This is a genomic window from Cytophagaceae bacterium, from assembly GCA_016722655.1.
Taxonomy (GTDB): Bacteria; Bacteroidota; Bacteroidia; order Cytophagales; family Spirosomataceae; genus Leadbetterella.
Window position 1 is genome coordinate 2,436,520 of the sequence record JADKIR010000004.1, and the last position, 23,002, is coordinate 2,459,521.

General features: G+C 39.6%; 19 protein-coding genes. 16 read left to right on the plus strand and 3 right to left on the minus strand.

Features of this window, described 5'->3' with window-relative positions; all coding sequences use genetic code 11:
* Positions 1-31: 31 nt before the first annotated feature.
* The 4 genes from nifJ (at position 32) to IPP61_10995 (ending at position 6,178) form a co-directional block, all read left to right on the plus strand.
* Positions 32-3,610, plus strand: a complete 3,579-nt coding sequence (gene nifJ, locus IPP61_10980) for a pyruvate:ferredoxin (flavodoxin) oxidoreductase (protein ID MBL0325688.1) — start codon at positions 32-34, stop codon at positions 3,608-3,610.
* 404 nt (positions 3,611-4,014) lie between these two features.
* Complete coding sequence (locus IPP61_10985; protein MBL0325689.1) at positions 4,015-5,016, plus strand: dihydroorotate dehydrogenase-like protein; 1,002 nt, start codon at positions 4,015-4,017, stop codon at positions 5,014-5,016.
* Between the two features lie 243 nt (positions 5,017-5,259).
* Positions 5,260-6,018 (plus strand): HNH endonuclease, encoded by a 759-nt coding sequence (locus IPP61_10990; protein MBL0325690.1) that lies wholly within the window; start codon positions 5,260-5,262, stop codon positions 6,016-6,018.
* Positions 5,999-6,178 carry a hypothetical protein gene (locus tag IPP61_10995; protein ID MBL0325691.1) on the plus strand — a complete coding sequence of 60 codons (180 nt, stop codon included), beginning with the start codon at positions 5,999-6,001 and terminating at the stop codon, positions 6,176-6,178. The genes IPP61_10990 and IPP61_10995 overlap by 20 nt, the downstream gene beginning before the upstream one ends.
* 161 nt (positions 6,179-6,339) lie before the next feature.
* Here IPP61_10995 and IPP61_11000 read toward each other — a convergent pair whose 3' ends face one another.
* Positions 6,340-6,636 carry a hypothetical protein gene (locus IPP61_11000; GenBank protein ID MBL0325692.1) on the minus strand — a complete coding sequence of 99 codons (297 nt, stop codon included), beginning with the start codon at positions 6,634-6,636 and terminating at the stop codon, positions 6,340-6,342.
* 296 nt (positions 6,637-6,932) lie between these two features.
* On the opposite strand from IPP61_11000, the gene IPP61_11005 reads away from it, so the two are divergent.
* A complete protein-coding gene (locus IPP61_11005; protein MBL0325693.1) occupies positions 6,933-8,864 on the plus strand; it encodes a T9SS type A sorting domain-containing protein in 1,932 nt (643 codons plus the stop codon).
* A 446-nt stretch (positions 8,865-9,310) separates the two neighbouring features.
* Here the strand turns inward: IPP61_11005 and IPP61_11010 are convergent, their stop codons facing one another.
* Both IPP61_11010 and IPP61_11015 read right to left on the minus strand, forming a co-directional pair.
* The gene (locus IPP61_11010; GenBank protein MBL0325694.1) at positions 9,311-10,141 is read right to left on the minus strand and encodes an alpha/beta hydrolase; all 831 of its coding nucleotides are present in this window, start codon (positions 10,139-10,141) and stop codon (positions 9,311-9,313) included.
* 19 nt (positions 10,142-10,160) lie between these two features.
* On the minus strand, positions 10,161-10,736 hold the full coding sequence (locus IPP61_11015; GenBank protein ID MBL0325695.1) for a thioredoxin family protein: 576 nt from the start codon (positions 10,734-10,736) through the stop codon (positions 10,161-10,163).
* Between the two features lie 134 nt (positions 10,737-10,870).
* Between IPP61_11015 and IPP61_11020 the strand changes: the two genes are divergently transcribed.
* The 11 genes from IPP61_11020 (at position 10,871) to sufB (ending at position 23,002) form a co-directional block, all read left to right on the plus strand.
* Positions 10,871-11,377, plus strand: a complete 507-nt coding sequence (locus IPP61_11020; GenBank protein ID MBL0325696.1) for a mechanosensitive ion channel — start codon at positions 10,871-10,873, stop codon at positions 11,375-11,377.
* Complete coding sequence (locus IPP61_11025) at positions 11,374-12,732, plus strand: RNA methyltransferase (protein MBL0325697.1); 1,359 nt, start codon at positions 11,374-11,376, stop codon at positions 12,730-12,732. Before IPP61_11020 ends, IPP61_11025 begins: the two co-directional genes overlap by 4 nt.
* Positions 12,733-12,853: 121 nt before the next feature.
* Positions 12,854-13,744: a hypothetical protein gene (locus IPP61_11030; protein MBL0325698.1), complete on the plus strand. Its 891-nt coding sequence runs from the start codon at positions 12,854-12,856 to the stop codon at positions 13,742-13,744.
* Positions 13,745-13,953: 209 nt separating this feature from the next.
* The gene (locus tag IPP61_11035) at positions 13,954-14,949 is read left to right on the plus strand and encodes a glycosyl transferase (GenBank protein MBL0325699.1); all 996 of its coding nucleotides are present in this window, start codon (positions 13,954-13,956) and stop codon (positions 14,947-14,949) included.
* A 1-nt stretch (position 14,950) separates the two neighbouring features.
* Positions 14,951-16,195 carry a glycosyltransferase gene (locus IPP61_11040; GenBank protein ID MBL0325700.1) on the plus strand — a complete coding sequence of 415 codons (1,245 nt, stop codon included), beginning with the start codon at positions 14,951-14,953 and terminating at the stop codon, positions 16,193-16,195.
* Positions 16,185-17,264, plus strand: coding sequence for a glycoside hydrolase family 99-like domain-containing protein (locus tag IPP61_11045; GenBank protein MBL0325701.1), 1,080 nt, complete (start codon positions 16,185-16,187; stop codon positions 17,262-17,264). The genes IPP61_11040 and IPP61_11045 overlap by 11 nt, the downstream gene beginning before the upstream one ends.
* 105 nt (positions 17,265-17,369) lie before the next feature.
* Positions 17,370-19,280, plus strand: a complete 1,911-nt coding sequence (locus IPP61_11050; GenBank protein MBL0325702.1) for a TonB-dependent receptor — start codon at positions 17,370-17,372, stop codon at positions 19,278-19,280.
* Positions 19,281-19,339: 59 nt separating this feature from the next.
* Positions 19,340-19,750, plus strand: coding sequence for a 6-carboxytetrahydropterin synthase (locus tag IPP61_11055; protein ID MBL0325703.1), 411 nt, complete (start codon positions 19,340-19,342; stop codon positions 19,748-19,750).
* A gap of 41 nt (positions 19,751-19,791) precedes the next feature.
* On the plus strand, positions 19,792-20,904 hold the full coding sequence (lpxB, locus tag IPP61_11060) for a lipid-A-disaccharide synthase (protein MBL0325704.1): 1,113 nt from the start codon (positions 19,792-19,794) through the stop codon (positions 20,902-20,904).
* Positions 20,905-20,926: 22 nt separating this feature from the next.
* The gene (locus tag IPP61_11065; GenBank protein MBL0325705.1) at positions 20,927-21,427 is read left to right on the plus strand and encodes a hypothetical protein; all 501 of its coding nucleotides are present in this window, start codon (positions 20,927-20,929) and stop codon (positions 21,425-21,427) included.
* 129 nt (positions 21,428-21,556) lie between these two features.
* Complete coding sequence (sufB, locus tag IPP61_11070; GenBank protein ID MBL0325706.1) at positions 21,557-23,002, plus strand: Fe-S cluster assembly protein SufB; 1,446 nt, start codon at positions 21,557-21,559, stop codon at positions 23,000-23,002.

A 23,002-nucleotide genomic window follows, 5' to 3' on the forward strand; every position in this document is an offset into this window, starting at 1 on the left:
CGGAGAAGGGATTTAGGGGTGAGGTCACAAAATGAAAAAAACAGAAAAACATATAGTAACCCTGGATGGCAATGAAGCCGCCGCCTATGTAGCCTACAGGGTCAATGAGGTGTGTGCCATCTACCCAATCACACCCTCGTCAACCATGGCTGAGCTCGCTGATGAATGGGCGGCCCAAAAAACTAAAAATATTTGGGGCAACGTGCCGGATATCGTAGAAATGCAAAGTGAAGCAGGTGCGGCGGGTACCGTCCATGGAGCATTGCAAACGGGCTCATTGACCACCACATTTACGGCATCTCAGGGGCTTATGCTCATGTTGCCTAATATGTACAAAATCGCTGGAGAGCTTACTTCTGCTGTTTTCCACGTGGCTGCAAGGTCATTGGCGGCACAGGGTTTGTCGATTTTTGGTGACCACCAGGACGTAATGGCAGCCCGCAGTACGGGTTTTGCGATGCTATCAGGTGCTTCGGTGCAGGAAGCCCACGACATGTCGCTTATCGCACAGGCCACTACACTAAGAGCACGTATTCCTTTTATACATTTCTTTGACGGTTTCCGTACTTCACACGAAGTAAGCAAAATAGAGTTTCTGACCGATGAGCAAATCAAGTCGATGATCAATGACGATTTGGTAATTGCCCACCGAAACCGTGGACTCAACCCCGACAAACCGTTTATCCGTGGTACCGCACAAAACCCCGACGTTTATTTTCAGGGTCGCGAAACTGTAAATCCTTATTACGCAGCAGTGCCGGGGATTTTGGTTGAAGAAATGGAGAAGTTTGCAAAAATGACCGGCAGACAATATGCTCCGGTTAGATATTTTGGTGACCCCAATGCCGAAAATGTGATTATTTTGATGGGTTCGGGCGTAGAAACGGCCGCTGAAACTACAGAATATCTCAACAAATTCGGAGAGAAAACAGGGGTGATTCAAATTTGCCTGTACAGACCTTTTCCAAGCGAATATTTAATTAATACTTTACCAAAAAATCTCAAAAATCTCGCTGTACTTGACCGTACCAAAGAACCCGGTGCCAGTGGTGAGCCACTTTATCAGGACGTGATGATAAGTCTGATGGAAGCTCTTAATGCTGGTTCTCTGGCAGCTATGCCAAGAGTTATCGGTGGACGTTACGGGCTTTCTTCCAAAGAATTCACCCCGGCAATGGTCAAAGCGGTTTTTGATAACCTCAAATCCTCTTCACCAAAAAATCACTTTACCGTAGGTATCACCGACGACGTAGGCATGACCAGCCTTACAGTGGATCCGTTCTTTAAATTAGACGAGTCAAGCTGGACACAAGCCCTATTCTTCGGTCTTGGTGCCGACGGAACAGTAGGTGCCAACAAAAACTCCATCAAGATCATTGGTGAAAACACCGAAATGTATGCTCAGGGGTATTTTGTTTATGATTCCAAAAAATCTGGTGCCAAAACAGTCTCTCACCTTAGGTTTGGTCACAGTCCCATCAAGGCTCCGTATCTGATCACCGAGGCCGACTTTATCGCCTGCCATCAGTACAATTTTGTTGAGAAAGAAGAAATGCTGCATATGGCCAAGCCGGGTGCTACTTTCCTGCTCAACAGCCCTTTTGGTAAAGACGATATTTGGGAAAAACTGCCTATAAGAGTTCAGAAAGTAATCAAAGAGAAAGAACTCAAGTTTTACGTGATTGATGCCACCGAAGTAGCCCTGAAAACAGGTATGGCGGGTCGTATCAATACCATTATGCAAACTTGTTTCTTTGAGCTTTCAGGCGTATTGCCTCCTGAGCAGGCTATCAAAGAAATCAAAAAAGCCATCGAAAAGACCTACTACAAAAAAGGTCAGGCAGTGGTAGATAAAAACTTCGTGGCAGTAGATCAGACATTGGCCAACTTGTTTGAGGTTACAATACCTGATGCCCTCAATGGCACCAACCTCAAAGGCTTCAGAATTCCTGAGTCTGCACCTGAGTTTGTAAGAAATGTAACTCAGAAAATGATCCTGGGTCTGGGTGACGACATCCCTGTAAGTGCACTGCCGGTAGATGGAACCTATCCTAACGGCACCACCAAATACGAAAAACGGAATGTTTCAGACCTCGTGGCTGTATGGGAACCCGATGCCTGTATCCAGTGTGGTAACTGCTCATTTGTATGCCCTCATGCAGTAATCAGAGGCAAGTTTTTCCATATCGAAAACATGGAAACCGCTCCTGAAGGCTTCAAATTCGCATCAATAAACGCCCGCGGTTTTCCTGAAACCAAATATAGCCTGCAAGTTTATCTTGAAGACTGTACCGGTTGTAACCTTTGCCATGAAGCCTGCCCTGTGCAGTTGGGTGAAGGCAAAAGAGCCATCAACCTGGGCGACAAACCCAAAGAACTCGATCCGGAAAGAGAAGTTATTGAATTCTTCGAGAAACTTCCGATGAACGAGCGGCCGGGTGTAAACTACTCTACCGTGCATGGTGTGCAATTTCTTGAGCCAATGTTTGAGTTCTCGGGTGCGTGTGCCGGTTGTGGCGAAACCCCTTATGTAAAAGTACTTACCCAGCTCTTTGGCGACAGGCTTTTAGTAGCCAACGCCACCGGATGCTCGAGTATATATGGTGGTAACCTGCCCACTACGCCATGGACATCTAACTCCAAAGGTCAGGGTCCGGCATGGTCCAACTCCCTGTTTGAAGACAACGCCGAGTTTGGTCTCGGTATGCGTCTCACTGCCGACAAGCAACTGAGCATGGCTCACGAGCTGCTCGAAAAACTCCGCCCTGAAATCGGCGACAAGCTGGTTGATGAGCTCATGCATGCACCTCAAAAACTTGAAAGTGAAATAGCTACACAAAGACATCGTGTGGCTGCACTCAAAGCTTTGTTACATAAAATCGAACAACCTGAAGCCAAACACCTGCTGTCGGTGGCCGACCAGCTCGTTCACCGCAGCGTGTGGCTGATTGGGGGTGATGGCTGGGCCTATGACATCGGCTCCGGTGGTCTTGACCACGTATTGTCAACGGGTCGTAACATCAATGTGCTCGTGCTTGATACTGAGGTGTATTCCAACACCGGCGGACAAAGCTCTAAAGCAACACCAACGGCCGCTTCGGCTAAGTTTGCTGCTGCTGGTAAGCGGGTTGGTAAAAAAGACCTTGCCATGCAGGCTATTTCTTACGGAAACGTATATGTAGCTCAGATAGCCATGGGAGCCAATCCTCAGCAGACATTGCTTGCCATGCGTGAGGCCGAAGCCTATGACGGGCCGTCGATAATATTGGCCTACAGTCATTGTATCGCCCATGGTATCAATATGGAAAAAGGTCTGAATCAGCAAAAAATGGCTGTAACAAGTGGATACTGGCCGCTGATCAGATATAACCCGATGTTGAGAAAAGCTAACAGCAATCCATTCGTACTGGATTCGCCGAGGCCTACGATACCGTTTAAAGAATATGCGTATAACGAGCTCAGATACAAAGTGTTGACACAGACTCAGCCAAAAGATGCCGAAAAACTCATCGAACTGGCTCAGGAACTGGTTACACTCCGTTGGAACAGCTACGAAGACATGGCAGGCTTCGGTGCCCACGAGTTCAGCCCGATATTCTGGAATAACTGAGTGTAGGTTTTCATCTGGAGGTTTTAAGATTTCAGAGGTAAATTAAGATATAGGATTTGTGGGCAGTAGGAAATTTTGAGGTGCTGTTGGAAATAAGAATTTTCAATTTAGTATGGTATAATAAAAATGAAAATTCCTTGAATGCCGGTGCAGTGTTTAGAAAAATTTCAAGTTCAATGTTTTTTCAAAGAGTACGGCCTCCAAATTTTTCGTGACACTTTGCACTGGCCGCCCTTTTTTTGCCTCGTTTTTTTGGGCGAGCAAAAAAATGAGGACCGCCGGTAGGCAACGTCAGATTGGAAATAATAAACAAAGTTTTCAATTTGGTAAATTCGGTTTAAGAACTGAATTGAGCGTTAATAATTGATTAAAATTTCAAAGAATACATTTAGTTAAAAACTAAAATGGCAGATTTAAGAACAAAATATCTCGGCTTAAACCTCCGCACACCGCTGGTGGTCTCAGCCAACCCTTTGAGTCAGAAAATCGACAACATCCTGCAGATGGAAGACTCCGGTGCAGGTGCTGTGGTGCTGTTCTCTCTCTTCGAAGAGCAAATCAGAAACGAGGCCGCTCATCTCGAAGAAATGTACAAATCCACCTCACAGATGTTTGCCGAGGCCTCGGGCTTCTTCCCTGAAGTGGATGATTTCGGTGTGGGTTCTTCAGAATATCTGGAGCTCATTCACCAGGCCAAAAAACGCACCAATATGCCCATCATCGGCAGTTTGAATGGTGTTACACCCGAAGGCTGGCTGCAATATGCCAAAGAAATAGAGCAAGCCGGAGCCGACGCCCTGGAGCTCAATGTATTCTTTGTGGCCGCCAACGACACCTACACTGCCGACTATGTGGAGCAGCGGTATGTTGATATCCTGACCGAGCTCAAAAAAGACCTCAAAATACCCGTGGCTGTCAAGCTGAACCCTTACTTCTCGTCGCTGGCCAATATGGCCAAAAAACTGGAGCAAGCCGGTGCCAACGGTCTGGTGTTGTTTAACCGCTTCTATCAGCCCGATTTTGATATTTATAAGCTAAAAGTGCTCAACAACCTCGACCTCAGTCAGTCGCAGGAAATACGTCTGCCGCTGTTGTGGCTGGCCGTGTTGAGTGGCCGTACCTCGTGCTCTCTTGCAGCTACCACGGGTATCGAAAGTGCCGATGAGCTCGTGAAATACATCCTTGCCGGTGCCGACGTGGGCATGGTGGCCTCTTCGCTCTACCGTCATGGCATATCGCATATCAATATCATATTGGCTGAGCTCGAAAACTACATGAACATAATGGGCTTCAAAGATCTGGCTGCCTTCCGTGGGCATCTGAGTCAGGCACGTGTGGCTAATCCTACTGCCTTTGAGCGTACCAACTACATTCAGATCATCGAAGACAAAAAATACCGAATATAAGATTTCTATCATTGGAGCAACAAACAAAGAGCCATCCGAAAGGGTGGTTTTTTTTTGTGGGGTTAGGTAAAAATGTTTAACTTTAGGAATAGAAATGAGGAATTTTGAAAATTGATTTGGGCGTTTCCTCATAGCTCACAATTTAGTGAGCTATGAGGCCGGGCTTTTCGTTACAATCTTTTTGTTCGTTCCTCACAAAAAAGATTTTCACTACAATCCCTAACGCAAGAAAACACCCAGATTATGAAATCTGACCAAAAACTATGGACCCGGGAAGAATTGATTATCGCAATCAATTTATATTTCAAAATACCGTTTGGAAGGCTTCATTCAAGGAATCCGCAGGTTATTGAATTGGCCGAATTGCTAAACAGAACTCCAGGTTCGATTGCATTTAAGCTTGTAAATTTTGCCAGTTTAGATCCAACTTTAAAACAAAAAGGAGCTGACCATACCAGTAAATTGGACAAAGAAATTTGGAATGAATTCTATACTAATTGGGATAATTTACCATTTGAAAGTGAAAAGCTCCTTGCCAATTTTCAAAATACCACTGTAGAAAATCTGAACAATATCCCAGAAGCGGATTTGCCAAAAGAAGGTATTGAAAGAGAAAGATTAGTAAAAACGAGGGTAAATCAGATTCTTTTTAGAAAGTCAATTTTAAGTGCTTATGATGGCAAATGCTGCATTACAGGAATTAGTTTGAGTGAACTTTTAGTTGCTGGCCACATTAGGCCATGGAGTTTGGATAAAGAAAATAGGATGAATCCTGAAAATGGTTTATGCCTAAATTCACTTCACGATAAAGCATACGAAAATGGTTTAATTTCGATCACACCTGAATATAGGATTGTTGTCTCAAAAGATTTACCTAAAAATGAATCATGGGATTTTGATTACTTTCGAAAATTTGAAGGAAATGAAATCCAATTGCCTAAAAGATTTTTACCAAATCCAGAATTTTTGAAATATCATTACAATGAACGTTTCCGTAAATAAAATACAATTTAATTATCTACATCGGGATTCAGGAAATTATAAAATATTTGGAGATTTGATTTTTTCGAATCCTGAAAACCTTGATATTCAAGAAATAATAGCTCTGATAAAGGAACATTTGATTGATGGACAATATTTTTATCCAGAAAATTTGGGATAAAAAGGTTTGAAGACGAACCAATAAGGTGTGAATCTGATTGGTATGAATTTGAATCAGTAGAGTTTACGGATTTAGAATCAGGTCAAAATAAGGAAATTAGTAGAATGCTTAATATGCTCCTTGATTCTGAATAATAATTGAACTTATTTGGCTTTTTTTAATCACAAAAAAACTTGATTAACGGTTAAGTTTATCGAAACCTGAAAGTTGTTAATTACTTGATTTTTATTATTTTTTTGGAGAACTTTTAGGAAACTTATTAACCTTAATGCATCTGATTGATTTGGGACATCTGCAATACAAGCAAGCCCGCCTTCTTTTAGATGCACAAAAACTGACCAAAATGATTCTTCGCCAATCTCACATTCTTCACAAAAATCATTTTCCTTAATAATTGGATAATATTCAAAATCATCCCAATCACCTGAAAGCTCGTTATTGTAAATTTTTAGAAACATTGTTATTAGATTTTGTTCTACTTTAGTAAAAATAAGATTTTTTTAATAAAGTACAGTTCAATCTCTCAATAAAAACACAAATCCCCCAGCGTGAGGGATAGTAGCGAAAAGCCCGTAGTGCGGCTGGAATGTGTGTGGACGGACTTGTAGCGGATAGCCCGACGATACCACGCGATAAGCGTGGGAGCGGCACGCCCAAATAAATAAACAAGCATTTTGGTGAAAAGAATGAGTGAATAAGCTGGTTTTTGTGGATTATTTGCTTATTTTGGTATATGATATTTTCAACAGGAAAAATGAAATCGGTAGCGGTAAAGATTAGCTGGTTTTTGGGTGTGTTTTTAGGAGTTTTAGCAGCTCATGCACAGGAAAATGGAGGTTTGGATTGCTCACAGGCTAAGATACGCTCGGCACAAAATGCCCGGTTGGCGGCCAGAGCGGCGTATCCCGGCGACACGTTGATAGATGTGACTTATGTAAAACTCGACCTTACGATAAGGCAGCAAGACAGGTATATTCTGGGTGCTGCGAAGACGATTTTTAAGGCGAAAGGCACCATAAAAGAGGTGAGCCTCGACCTCACGGGCCAACTGAAGGTATATGCGGTGATTTCGAAAGGAAGGAAACTGGCGTATAGTCAGGGCAGTAACAAAGTCAAAATTACGCTGCCAACGGTACTCAATACCGGCGGAGAGGAGACGATTGATGTATTTTATGAAGGCACCCCGCCCACCACGGCATTCGGGAGTTTTAGTTTTGGCACACATGGCACGGCAAAAGCCCCGGCAGTATGGAGCCTGAGTGAGCCATACGGTGCCCCCGACTGGTGGCCCTGCAAAGATGACCCGGCCGACAAGATTGACAGCACGCAGGTGAGTATCACCATGGATAAGAGTTTTGTGTCGGTGTCAAACGGAATCCTTAGTGACATGATTGACAATGGTGCGGCCAATACCAGGACCTATGTATGGAAAAACAGCCATCCGATCAGCCACTATCTGGTGTCGGTGGCCTGCAGCAACTACGTTTTGTATGATTTTAACTGGCAATATGGCGGTAAAACAATGCCGGTGCTCAACTATATTTACCCCGAGTCACTTACCCAAAACCTGAAAACGCTGCTCGACCGTACGGGCGATATGCTGACGTTTTTCTCGGATACGTTTGGCGAATACCCATTTATCAACGAAAAGTATGGACATGCCATGTGCGGCTTTGGCGGTGGCATGGAGCACCAGACGGTAAGCTCGATGGGTGGATTTTCGGAGAGCCTGATTGCTCATGAGCTGGCTCACCAGTGGTTTGGTGACAAGATTACCTGCAAAACCTGGGCGGATATCTTTATGAATGAGGCGTTTGCGTCGTATTCGGAGGCCCTGTGGGCAGAAAAAAGAACCGGAAAGTCGGCATATATGAGTAATATCAACGGTCACATAACCCGTGCGAAAACGGTGACTGAGCCGGTGTATATCAGCAACCCTAAGGATGAGAATCTGGTATTTGACTATAATCTAACCTACGGAAAAGGGGCCGTGGTGCTGCACATGCTGCGGGGTGTGCTGGGCGATGCGGCGTTTTTTGATGTTTTGAAGGGTTTTATGGCATCGGAACACGCCTACAAGGCTGCCACAATTAACGACTTCAGGGTGTTTGCAGAAAAGCAGTCGGGCAAGGAGTTGAAATATTTCTTTGACGAATGGGTGTATGGCACGGGATTTCCGGTGTATAAAATCAACTGGCTGTCGGCCGGAGCCAATAAGCTCAAAATAGAAGCCAGCCAGACCGGCTCCAAGCTTTTCAGGATGCCGATGGAAGTGAAGGTGGTGTATAAAGACGGAAAAGAAGAAGTGAGAATTATAGTGATAGATAAAGCCACGAATGTTTTTGAAATCAATGATTTAACCGGCGGCGAGTTGAGTGAGGTGACATTTGACCCCAATGGCTGGATCATGAAAACTATGACCGTGGGCAAATTGGAACTGCTGGGCAATGAGCCAAAAGCAGATGAAAGCTGGATATATCCCAACCCGGTAAATGATATTTTGACAGTAAAAGTACCTGAGAATGGCCTTTATGAGCTGGAAATAAGAGATATAAGGGGAGGAAAGGTGGACTTAAGGGAGGCTACCAAAGGAAAAGTCGATGTGAGCAGAATACAGGCCGGAAAGTATTTTTTGAGGGTTTTGACTGCTGAAAGGGCTGTAAACGGGGTTTTTGTGAAGGAGTGATTAATTTGGTAATGTGTTAATGTGCTAATGAGGTAATGTGCTAATGTGCTAATGTGGTAATGTGGTAATGTGCTAATGCGGTAATGTGGTAATGTGTTAATGTGTTAATGTGCTAATGTGTTAATTGGGGAGGAGACCTTCGTCAAGCTCAGGCTGACAAGCATCCTTCGTCAGGCTCAGGATGACATGCTTCGGGATTTTTAAGTTGGAAAGGTGGTAAGTTGGAAAGTTGGTAAGGTGGAAAGTTGGTAAGTTAGAAAGGTGGTAAGTTAGTAAGTTGGAAAGGTGGTAAGGTGGAAAGAGGGTGGAGAGAGAAGGTTTGGTATATTTTATTCTTTTTTGATAAGTTTTCTTTGTGATTTTTGCGACTTCTTTGTGATTTTTGTGAAATATTTTATGTGTTCTTAATGCCCTTAATTTCTTAATGGTAAATCACTTAAAGGTACTCAAATTATCTTTTTTATCCAATCCAGAGTGTAGTCAAAAACCAGCTGTTTGTCGGTTTCGTTATGAATTTCATGGTACATTCCGGGCCATGGCTTGAAGGTGACATTTCCCTCTGCTTTTTCTGAAAAGGCTTTTGAGGCTGCAAAATTGGTGAGTTTGTCTTCTGAACCATGCATAATCAGAACAGGCACTTGGCTAATGGTTTCATTGGATTCGAGCCAGTTGCCATATTCCAGAATCCCCATGCCTAATTCGGCTGAAAGTAAATTATGAACTAAGGGGTCAGCGACATATTTTTCGGCTACTAACGGATCATGAGAAAGGTTTCCGAGGTCTAATCCATTTTTTTGAATTAAACCCGGAGCCAATTTTCTACCAATTTTACCAACAAGCATTTTCAAAGCCGGTACTTTAAAGCCGGGTTGAATAGCAGGAGCTGTGGCAATGAGTCCGGCCAGTTTAGATTGTTTTTTATATAAATAATTGAGCACCAGGCAGCCCCCCATGCTGTGACCATAAAGGAAAACCGGCAAGTCGGGAGCGAGTTTTTGAGTGAGATTTATCAGGAAATCAATCTGCCACAGATAATCGTCCATTTTTGGGGTATGGCCTTTTTTGCCTTCAGTTTTCCCATGTCCAAACAGATCGACCGCTATAACATTAATTTTGTGGCTGTTAAAAAAAACTGCCAAATGCTCATACCTACCACTGTGCTCGCCCAGGCCATGCACCAATGCGATACTCGCCACGGCATCAGGACCTGCTACCCACTGATTGAAAAACATTTTCCGACCATCAAAGGCTTCGAGAAAGAAATTGGTATGAGGCATTTTGGTAATTGATAATGAGTTAATTATGGTCAGGGTTTTTCCATTTTATGTTGCAACCCATGCTTGGAAACTGAATCTCGGAAATCAATTGTCCGGCAAGATGGGCGTTAAGTGCTCCACGAATGTCTTTACCATTGAGTGGAGCGGGGTTTTCAACTTTTGGTCGCGATTCGTCAAGTCTCCCCCGATAAATCAATTTTTTGTTCTCCGAAAAAATATAAAAATCAGGTGTGCAGGCGGCATCGTATGCCCGGGCTACATCCTGTGATTCATCAAAAAGATAAGGACAATCCATCTCCCATTTTTCAGCAAAATCTTTCATGTGGTCGGGTCCATCCTGTGGATATGCCACAATATCATTGGAGCTAATTGCCACAAAACCAACACCTTTTGCTTTAAATTCTTTAATTATTTTGATAATTTCAGGCATAATATGAACTACGTAAGGGCAATGATTACAAATAAACATCAGCACAGTTGCCTTGCTTCCTGCAATATTCTCGTATTTCATGACTTTTTTAGAAACAATATCAATCAATTCAAAATCAGGTGCTACTGTACCCAGATTCATCATATTTGAAGAAGTCAATGCCATAAAAAACCTTTATTTTTTTGAAAAATTATTTGTATTTTAATTTTGAAAACGAGCTAAAGATTCGAAATATATGAAATTTCTATTCAGGATAGCCTGGTAAATTGCCTATTTTTGCAAAAAAAACATCAGGAAAAATGATTGCCAAATTTCTCGATAGCAAATACTTTGAAGTGCTGGCCAGTGTGCTGATAGTAGGCCTGGTATTTATTATCAGGGCATTTTTCAGGTCTTTAATTCGTCGGCAGGCTGTCAAATATGACCTTGACAAGAGCCAAAGAAAATACGCCAACAAGTTTTTTAATTTTGTGCTGGCTGTAGTGTTATTTGTATGTCTGGGTATAATTTGGGATGTTTCTGTAAAAGGGCTTTCGATTTATTTTGCATCCATTTTTACCATTATTGGGGTAGCATTATTTGCGAATTGGTCAATTCTGAGCAATATCACTTCCTCGATTATTCTTTTTTTTAATTCTCCATTTAAAATTGGTTCCAAAATCAAAATCATTGATAAAGAAGATTCTATTGAAGGAACTGTGGTCGATATTACTTTTTTTTCGATTCAAATTAAAAATGCAGATGGCGATATGATTTTTTATCCTAATAATATTGCCATTCAGAAACCTATAAAACACCTCAAATGATAATTCTGCCGGAAGCCTTCGCAAAAAATATGAAACTGATTCTGGGTGATGAATTCCAGGATTTTGAAAAGGCTCTTCAGTCCGAGGTGCCCATTAGTATCAGGATAAATCCCGCAAAAAGTCTGGAAAATCTTCAGCTTGACATAGATAGTGATGTGCCTTGGTCACACTTTGGGAATTATTTAAAAAGTCGTCCGGTTTTTACGCTCGATCCCTCATTTCATGCGGGTGCATATTACGTGCAGGAGGCGTCTTCTATGTTTTTAGAGGAAGTATTTCGTCAAACGGCACCCCAAAAAGAAAGTCTTCGGGTGCTCGACTTATGTGGTGCCCCAGGTGGAAAAAGTACACATTTGGCATCTTTATTAACAGAAAATGACCTTCTGGTTTCCAATGAAGTAATAAAATCAAGATTAGGTGTACTCAAAGAAAACCTGCAGAAATGGGGCTTTTCCAATGTCATAGTTTCCAATCAGGATCCGGAAACTTTCGCTGATCTGGAAGGTTTTTTTGATGTGGTAGTGGTAGATGCCCCCTGCTCGGGCGAAGGACTTTTTAGAAAAGACCCTAATGCGATGTCGGAATGGAGCGAAAACCATGTACAAATGTGTTCGGCACGCCAAAAACGTATATTGAGTGCAGCGGCTATGCTCGTGGCTCCCGGTGGAGTTTTGATTTATTCTACCTGCACCTACAACCCATATGAAAATCAGGAAAATGCTGCCTGGCTATGTCGCACGCTAGACTTTGACCCTGTAAAACTAACATTAAATCCGGAATGGAAAGTGGCAGAAAAGGGAGGCGGTTATCAGTTTTTTCCTCATAAAACCCGGGGAGAAGGTTTCTTTATTTCGGCTTTTCGCAATCTTTCCAATGATCGCAGATATGCAAAAGCAAGAATTAATCTCAACCACTTGAGCAGAGAGCTGACCGAGGTCGTAAAGCCATGGATTAAGGCGACAAAAGTGGACAATTACGAATTTTACAAGAAAGAAGACGGAAATATAGTTGCTATTAAGGCTTCTTTATTGTCTGATTTTGGAAGTGTAATGAAGGCATTAAACAGACGTTCATCTGGCCTTGAAATCGGAATTTTTAAAGGTAAAGATTTTATACCTTCCCATGCTTTTGCTTTGTCTGACTTGATAAATCCGGATTTGGATGCGGTGGAACTTAATCGTGACAATGCTTTAAAATTCCTAAAAAAAGAGGCTTTTGAAATGCCTCAGGAGGCAAATGATGGCTGGTTGGTAATGCAATACTCAGGCTTAAATCTGGGATGGGTAAAGAAAATTGGGGGTAGAGTCAATAATTATTTGCCCACCGAATGGCGGATCAGAATGGAGATTGAGTGAGGGGAATCAAGATTGCCCAACTATTCTAAAATCCTTTAAATAACAAATTATTAAGGTTTTAGTAAATTAATTTCCTTTCGATTTTAATTAAATTTAATTGACACAAAAATATTTAAGTAAAATGACTAAGAATCGTGAAAATGTTTTTTCAGGAATTATAATAAATGTAGGTACCAAATTAATCAGTACACTTAGTTTAATGGCAGCAAAGAAATATGCAAATATGCCAATAATATTGATTAATTGCCCTTTTGGAAATATTGATGATTCTGAGTATTTCTTACAGTTAAAAAAAGTTATTGATTTTGAATTGATAAACTGGGACTTAGACTCTCATGGAAAAACCCTGGATAAGATTTTTCAAAATATCGAAAGTCAGTATATTTTGTGTATAGATTCAGATTTAGAGATTTTGAATAGTGAAATTGTTGATTTTAGTAAGAAATTAATTCAAAACCCCACTGTTTACGGAAGTGGATTTCTTCATTTTTCGGAATGGCAAATTAACCCTGCTAACCTCAGTAAAATTGATGGCCTTTATATGGAAAGGCCGTACATGCCATTTGCATTATTTAATAGAGAAAAAGTTCTTGAAGGACTAGAGGCAGGTTATTCATTTGAGATGGTTTCCAAAAAAAGCAACAGCTTTCAGAGCAGGAAAAGGAGATTTTTTAATTTGTTAATGAGCAAAATGTTAAGTCTTGGTCCTAAAAATACAGTTTTGGAAAAATCATTTTTTAATTTTTATTCCAATCCCGAATTTATGATAAACTATGACACCGGATCATTAATACATGAATATCTAAGATTTGAAAAAAGGTACGATTTTGTTGGACTACCTCACAGGTTACAAGATTTATATGTCAAGCATTATAGTGGTATTACCAGACTTTTAACAAATGAAAATGATCAAAATTTCACTACCAATATTGAAAATGTTTCTATTGAAATAAAAAATAAACTGTTTTCACAATTTAATTTTGATTACGATAATTTTATTTCGAAATATTAAAATCGGCATTTGTTTTATATTTGAAAATTTCAAATGCAATTAATTATTCCAACAGAATAGGATCATTTATCAGATTATTTCTAATGATATTTTTTTTGGTTTTCTGAAATGATTAAAATAATTTAAGACAGTATTTTTCGATTTTTATGCTATTTCTATCTCAAAATTTTTAAATTTGCCTTTGAAAAAGTAACAACAAAACGTCCGGAATGCCCAATAAGTTTGCCTTTACTATTTGCAGTATCAATTATCTCGCTCAGGCCAGGGTATTGTCTGATTCGTTAAAAAAAACAAATCCAGATTATGAATTTGTAATCGGATTGTGCGACAAAATAGAAGGCAGTGGTGTAGATTCTTCCAAACTAGCCGATCTAAATCTCCTTGAAGTTCATAATATTGGCATACAGGCATTTGATGAAATGTGTGATCGCTATGATATTACAGAGCTTAATACCGCAGTTAAGCCATTTTATTTTGATTATTTTTTCAAAAACAACCCTGCCTTACAGTCTGTAATTTATTTTGATCCGGATATTGAGATTTTTGAGCCTCTGACCGGAATAGAAGAGGGATTGTCAAGGCATAATATTGTATTAACACCTCATTTTTTTACTCCGATTTTTGATGAAAAGAGCCGTACAGAGCAACAAATGTTTGTAAACGGCATTTATAATCTTGGTTTTTTGGCAGTTAGCCGTTCGGCAGAGACCCAAAAATTTCTGGATTGGTGGATGTATAAACTCAGGAAAGAATGTTATATGGATATTCAGAACGGGATGTTTGTAGATCAACTATACTGCAATATGGTGCCATTGTATTTTGAAGGGGTAAAAATTGATAAATATCCAGGGTACAATATTGCTTATTGGAACTTGCATGAGAGGAATTTTACTAAATCAGGAGAAAAATACCTGGTAAATGGTCAACCGCTAGTTTTTTATCATTACAGTGGAATCAACTTTGCAGATCCTGACAATATCTCCCGCTGGCAAAATAGGTTTGATTTAAATAACAGACCTGAACTACGTACCTTGTATGAAAATTACCGCAAACAAATATCCGACGCTGATAATGCATATCTAAAAACCATTAGATGTTTTTACCTCAAACCTGTGCCTGTTCCACCGAAAAAGAGTCTTTTGAAAAGAGCACTAACTTCCGTAACTTTCAGGATATATAATTTTTTCGAAAAACTACCTGTGTGAAATGAAAATACTGATTATTTCGGTAGTATATCCATATCCTGCAGATGCCGGTGGAAGTGCAGGAACGTTCAAAATGATAGATTTTTTAAGAAAATCAAATCAGATTACTTTGGTTTGCCCGCAAACTGCTCCCGAAAACCATAGGGAGCTGAAAAACATCTGGCATGACGTTGAAATCCAAATGATTGGTCCGGAATCAAGCCCCGAGCCAAAATTCTCTTTTAAAGAATTTATCAAGAAGAAAGTTAGGAAAACTCAGGAAAAAGAAGATGTTTTCAAGCAATCAATGCTTTTCTTTAGACCTAGTTTTATAGAATATTATTTCGATAATCTAATTGACCTTGTAAAAGGTTTATGTAAAAAAACACAATATGATCTGGCTGTAGTTGAGTTTATTGATATGGCTCCGATTGCCGAGTTTCTGCCAAAAAATTTGTGTAAAGTATTCGTTCATCACGAAATCAGGCACCGAAGGATGGATTTGGAATTTAATACCCTTCAAAATAAACCGGTTGGTGGGGAATGGAAAATTTTCAATACAAAACTCCTTGAAGTTGCACTGATAAACAGATTTGATAAGGTAATTTGTCTTACTGAGCAAGATAAAATATTTTTGGAGCAAGACGGTGTTTCTCCCGAAAAACTCGAGGTTTCACCCTTGTCTGTACAAATCACTGATCATAATACTAACATTCCCTTTAATTTTGCAAACCGTTTGGTTTACCTTGGTCCTGAAATTCATTTTCCAAACCTCGACGCCGTTGATTGGTTTTTAACTAATTGTTGGATTCCTTTGAAAAATAGTTTTCCTGATCTTCAGTTTGAGGTTGTTGGAAAGTGGAAAAAAGAGACCCAAGCCAAATATGATAAGCTTCCCGGTGTGATATTTCACGGTTATATCGAAGACCTGGAAGATGTTTTGGAAGGGGCAATCATGGTCGTTCCACTCAGGATTGGCAGTGGAATGAGGATGAAAATATTGGAGGGGGCCTCCTGGCATATGCCTATAGTAAGTACTAATATCGGAGCCGAAGGCTTGCCCATGAAAAATGGAGAAAATTGTTTTCTTGCCGACAGCCCCGCTGACTTTGTGGAGGCAGTATCAAAGCTCATCAATAGCAAAGAATTACAGGAACAGTTCATCGAAAATTCAAGAGAAATAATCCGCACCGATTACTCCATAGAAGAATGTGGAAAAAGAAGATTGGAAATTTTTGAAAAATTAGTTGCAATAAATGCCGGTTAAACCAATAGCTATACATCTTCCTCAGTTTCATCCTACACCCGAAAATAACGAATGGTGGGGACAAGGATTTACCGAATGGACCAATGTGGTCAAAGCTGAGCCTAATTTCAAAGGTCACTATCAGCCCCACTTACCTGCTGATTTGGGCTTTTATGATTTACGTCTTCCTGATGCCAGAAAAGCACAGGCCGACCTTGCCAAAGCGTACGGTATTCACGGTTTTTGTTATTATCATTACTGGTTTGAAGGAAAAAGGTTGTTGAAAGAACCTACTGAAGGCATTCTGGAATCTGGAGAACCCGATTTCCCGTATTGCCTTTTTTGGGCCAATGAATCCTGGTCACGAAGATGGCTGGGCGAAGAAAAGGAAGTGCTGATGAAACAAACCTATTCTGACACCGACGACGAAGACCATGCCCGATATCTGCTTCAGTTTTTTAAAGATCCGAGGTACATTAGAGTACATGACAGACCAGTTTTTTTGATTTATCGTCCGTATGATTTGCCAGACGTAAAAAAGACAATTCAGACTTTCAAAAAAATTTCTGCTGAAAATAACCTCCCTGAGCCATATTTGATTGCCTCTAATGCTCAGGACAGAGACAAAAACCCTTTGGAATATGGTTTTGATGATGTAATTTTCTTCGAACCCAAACTTTACGTTCTTTCAGAGTTTACTGTTGACGGCCCAACCTGGAAAAAATTCATTAGGAACATTTTGCAAGGTTTAGTGAGTGCTTCATTAAAAGTGTATCCTTACAAACAATATAAAGAAAGAGCAAGTCTGGTCAACAAAAATATGAAGTATAAAGGCCTTCCTTGTACACTCGTTGGCTTTGATAATACAGCCAGGAGAGGGAAAAATGCCATTGCAATTACCGGGCAAAATACTTCAGATTTTGAAGATTCACTTAGAGAAGCGGTGGAGGCCGTAAAAGATCGTCCCGAAGATGAGAAAATAGTTTTTATCAACGCCTGGAACGAATGGGCAGAAGGGAATCACCTGGAACCTGACCAAAAAGATGGATTAAAATACCTTGAAATAGTCAAAAAAGTATTTGTATCCTGAAAAATGCTTTTATTTGCAAAAGTTTTATAATCTATTAACCCGATATTTTTTATAAACTTCTTTCTTTAGATTAATTCATTTCTGTTTTTTAAAAATAAAAATTTCATGAAATCTAATATTTGGATACTATTACTATGTGTTAATTTTTTTAACGCTTTTTCACAAGATTCCACCATTCATGAACTAAAAGAACTTACCGTTTCGGCTAATATTGTAGGCACTGAGATCAGGAGTACAGGACGTAATATCACTTCAATTCCAAAATCAATTATCGAGGCAGCACCTGTAAAAACCCTGGACGGGATTTTGCAATATGCTCAAAATGTGGATGTTCGCTCAAGATCTTCCTTTGGTGTACAGGCCGATATCAGTATTAGAGGAGGGCATTATGACCAAACCTTGATTTTGGTCGATGGTGTAAAAGTCAATGATCCGCAAACCGGCCATCACAGTTTAAATATCCCTTTGAATATCAGTCAGATAGAAAAAATAGAGGTAATGCAGGGCGGTGCATCCAGAGTTTATGGTCCCAATGCATTTTCTGGCGTAATCAATATTATTACAAAAAAAATTGACAGACAATCTGCCCAGATTGGCATTATGGGAGGCCAGCATGGGCTTTTTGGTGGCAATATTTCTGCACAAACCATAAAAAAAGGCTTAGGAGTTAGAATAAATGGAGATTATGGACAGTCTGGTGGATATATTGCTAATACCCAGTACAATAAATATTCTTTGGGATTATTGATTTCAAAGGTTTATAAAAACGGCAGCCTTGATCTAAATTCAGGTTTGTTTTCCAATCATTTCGGGGCATCAAATTTTTATCATCCCAAATTTAGCCGCCAGTACGAAGAGGTAGGCTCGGGTTTGTTCTCGGTCAATTGGAATCACAATTTTTCAAATAAAGTATCTGGAAGTTTCATAGGGAGCAATCGTATGCATCATGATATGTATGACTTTGACAAATATCGTGACACCACCTTAAAAGCTTTTTTGAATTTTCACCAAACCAAAGTAGCCGATATTGAATATAAGCTTCGCTACCTGGGCAAAAACTCAAAAAGTGCAGTGGGTTGGGCATTTAGAAACGAAGATGTGCTCTCAAACAGGTTGGGAGACATAATTACTGACAAAGTAAAAATCAAAAACTATGAGGGTTTGTTTTATGATAAATCAAAAAGCAGATCAAATCTGAGCATGTTTATTGAACACCAGAGAAAATTGAAAAATGCCACAATATCTGCAGGTACATTGCTAAACTATAATTCCAATTTTGGTTATGCATGGTATCCAGGACTGGATATTGCGTTGCCGATTTCAGGGAAATATTCAGTTTATGCTTCTACCAACCGCTCCTTGCGGTATCCAACATTTACCGAACTTTACCTCAATAATTCGACCGTTAAGGCTGATCCAAAATTAAAGCCCGAAAAAGCCTGGACTCACGAAATTGGCCTGAAATATTTCGGAAAAAACACAAGTGGAACAATATCAATATTTTACAAAAAAATGGAGGATGCAATTGATAAGGTAAAACGACCTGAAATTTCGGTTCCAACCATGGAGAATATCCAGAATATCAATATGGCGGGGGTTGATTTTAGCTATAAAATCAAGCTGGCATCAAATCCTAACCAGTTTCTTCAAAACCTTACCTTCAACTATGCTTATTTGATTGCTGACAGAAAAGAAGAAAACTTTCAGTCATTTTATACTTTAAATTTTTTAAGACACAAAGCTTCCGTTGGAGTTGATTTATTGCCTTTGAAAAACACGACCATGGCAATTTGGTACACCTTCAAAAAAAGAGAAGGAACGTACCAGTGGGACAACACCCGGGCTCCGGAATTTTATAAACCTGTACACCTGATTGATCTCCGTCTCAAGCATCAGTTTAAGAAGCATTCTTTGTTTTTTGATATTAATAATTTGCTTAATTATAAATACTATGAGTTTGGTTTTGTACAGCAACCTGGTATATGGGCATCAGGCGGAATAATTCTGAATTTTTGAAACATTCAATCAAAAATGGTGGTAATTTTGCACCCTGAAATTTTTCTTGAAATAATACGATGATACAAATCACAAGGAGAGAGCACTTTAACGCTGCACACCGACTTTTTAATCCAAAATGGTCAGAAGAAAAAAACTGGGAAGTATTTGGGATTTGCTCAAGAGTTCATGGACACAACTGGCAACTGTTTGTGACTGTAGAAGGTGAGATCGATCAGGATCATGGTTGGGTAATGGATTTAAAGGTGTTGCGTGATATTATGCGTGAGCATGTAACCAATAAATTTGATCATTCCTACCTCAACGACAATAAGGAATATTTTGAAGGAATCATGCCAAGTGTTGAGAATTTTGCAATAGTTATTTTCAATATTCTGGAACCAATTCTAAAATCTCAATTTGGGGTGAAATTAATAAAAGTGAAACTCATAGAAACTGAAAATCATTCAGCTGAATATTTTGGGAAATAAATTTCTACATTAGTCTTTTCAAAATTTCTGTTGAGACCACAATGAAATATTTTATCATAGCCGGAGAAAAATCGGGTGACATGCATGCCGCCAATCTTGTGCTTGCTTTAAAGGAAAAGCAGCCAGGAGTGATTGTTTACGGATGGGGTGGAGATAAAATGAAAGCAGCAGGTGTAAATATCATAAAAAACTATGCTGAACTGGCCTTTATGGGATTTTGGGAAGTTCTCAAAAATATCGGCAAGATTATCGGATTTCTCAATCTGGCTAAAGAACATATCGAAACTGTAAAGCCAGATGCCATAATTTTGGTCGATTATGCCGGTTTTAATATGAAGATTGCAAAATGGGCAAAAGCTAAGGGTTACAAGGTAATTTATTATATCGCTCCAAAAGCCTGGGCATGGAGGGAATCGAGAGCTGTGGCTATTCAGAAATATGTTGACCTTTTACTTCTTATTTTTCCATTCGAAAAGGCCTTTTTTGATAAATATCATGTCAATTCGGTATATGTAGGGAATCCACTCTTTGATGAAATTCAGGAGTTTCGCCCTGATCCTGATTTCAAAACCAAAAATCAAATCGATAAAAAGCCGATTGTGGCTTTATTGCCGGGAAGCCGAAAACAGGAAATTGAAAATATGATGAGTCTGATGATTCAACTTGCAGAGCAATTTCCTCAGTTTCATTGGGTAGTGGCAGGTGTTAAATCGGTTCCAAAGGATATTTATGGTTATGCGGGAAACAAATTTAAGATTATCTGCAATGAAACCTACAATATTTTGTCTGTTGCGAAAGTAGCAATAGTAACATCAGGAACAGCAACGCTTGAGACAGCTTTGTTTAAAGTGCCACAGGTGGTAGTATATAAAACCAGCGGGATTTCTTATGAAATTGCCAAAAGATTGGTAAAAATTCCCTACATTTCGCTTGTTAATCTTGTAGCCGAAAAAGAAGTAGTCAAAGAGCTTATTCAGGGAGATTTTAATGAAGAAAAACTTAAAATTGAACTTAAAAAGTTGATTTCTAATACTATTTTTGTCGAAAATCAGTTATCTGATTACAATAATATTATTGAAAAATTAGGCGGAAAAGGTGCATCAGAAATGGCTGCATTTGAAATTGACAAGTTTTTAAAAACACAAATCTTATAGTTTCAGGGAAAACCGATAAAATATGAAAAAACTGGTAAAAATATTTTTGGGAGTCACTTTGGTATTGTTTTTTTTCAATGCCTGCAAAAAAAAGGAAGTAACAGAACCTATAAAAACTACAAAACAATATTTGACCGCTGACACTTCAAAAAGATGGAAACTGTCAGAAGGCAAAGCATCTCTTGATGGTGCAGAACTTGATTTAATGCTCGTTCAGGCTCCTTGTGTTACAGATAATATTTTGATTTTAAGCTCAGATTTTAAATATCAAATTACCGAGGGTAATCAGAAATGCAAGCCAGATACCGATCCTGATGTTTTGATTGCAGGAAACTGGGCATTATCAACGGATTCAAAAAGCATCACAATTGACAAATTCATTGTTTTGGATAGAGTAGTTGACAAAGCCAAATTTGACATTACTACAATTGATGATAATAAATTTACAGGTACTACTGAAGTGACTATAAATTCCAAACTTGTAAAAATGAATGTCACTTTTGTTGCTGTTGACAATGTCTGATTTAGGTTGATAATTCTGTAAAAATTTATCTTCAAATCAGGTATCTTCAAATAAAATAGAATAATTCTAATTAATAAGAACATATTTGTAATTTTGCGTGTTAATAACTCTGTATCGAAAGATTTTTGAATGAGCAAAGACATGGAATTGTTGGAGGAACTTACCTCCTCAGATTATAAATATGGATTCTATACTGACATCGAAGCCGACGAAGCACCTCCCGGCCTTGATGAAAGTACAGTAAGGTTTATTTCAGCCAAAAAGAAAGAGCCGGAATGGATGCTGGAGTGGCGTCTGAAGGCTTATAAAGAATGGTTAAAACTGACCGAACCCACCTGGCCCAATGTGACCTATCATAAACCTGACTTTCAGGCAATTAAATATTATTCTGCCCCAAAACGACAAAAGAAAATTGACAGCCTGGATGAAGTTGACCCTGAATTGAGGAAGACTTTCGAAAGATTGGGTATTTCGCTCAAAGAACAGGAGAGACTTACTGGCGTTGCAGTTGATGCCGTGATTGACTCAGTTTCGGTTGCCACTACTTTCAGAGAAAAATTAGGAGAAAAAGGCATAATTTTTTGCTCCATTTCTGAAGCCATTCACAATCATCCCGAACTGGTAAAAAAATATTTGGGCTCAGTAGTGCCAGTGAAAGACAACTTTTATGCGGCTCTTAACTCAGCGGTATTTTCTGACGGTTCATTTTGTTATATTCCCAAAGGCGTGCGTTGCCCTATGGAGTTGTCCACTTATTTCCGTATCAATGCGGCAGGTACCGGGCAGTTTGAACGTACTATGATTATTGCTGACGAAGGCTCCTATGTGAGTTATCTGGAAGGCTGTACCGCCCCAAGTCGGGACGAAAACCAATTGCATGCTGCAGTGGTGGAGATTTTCTGCCATGAAAAAGCGGAAGTGAAATATTCGACAGTGCAAAACTGGTATCCCGGTGATAAAGAAGGAAAAGGTGGTGTTTATAATTTTGTAACTAAAAGAGGATTGTGTTTTGGAGATAATTCAAAAATTTCCTGGACTCAAGTGGAAACAGGATCAGCAGTGACCTGGAAATACCCGTCTGTGGTATTGAAAGGTGACAATTCAATAGGTGAGTTTTATTCTGTTGCTGTCACCAACAATTATCAGCAGGCCGATACCGGTACAAAAATGATTCATTTAGGGAAAAATACCAAAAGTAGGATTGTTTCAAAAGGTATCTCAGCAGGAAAAAGTCAAAATTCTTATCGCGGATTGGTGGAAATATCGAAACGTGCTTCTAATGCCCGTAATTATTCTCAGTGCGACTCTATGCTTTTGGGTGATAGATGTGGAGCACATACTTTTCCTTATATTGAGTGTAATAACTCTACTGCTACGGTTGAACATGAGGCTACAACCTCAAAAATTGGTGAAGATCAATTGTTCTATTGCAATCAGCGGGGAATTGATTCCGAAACAGCCGTGGCTTTGATTATCAACGGTTACGCCAAGGAAGTACTTAATCAGCTCCCTATGGAATTTGCGGTGGAAGCACAAAAACTTCTTGAGATTTCACTCGAAGGATCAGTAGGTTGA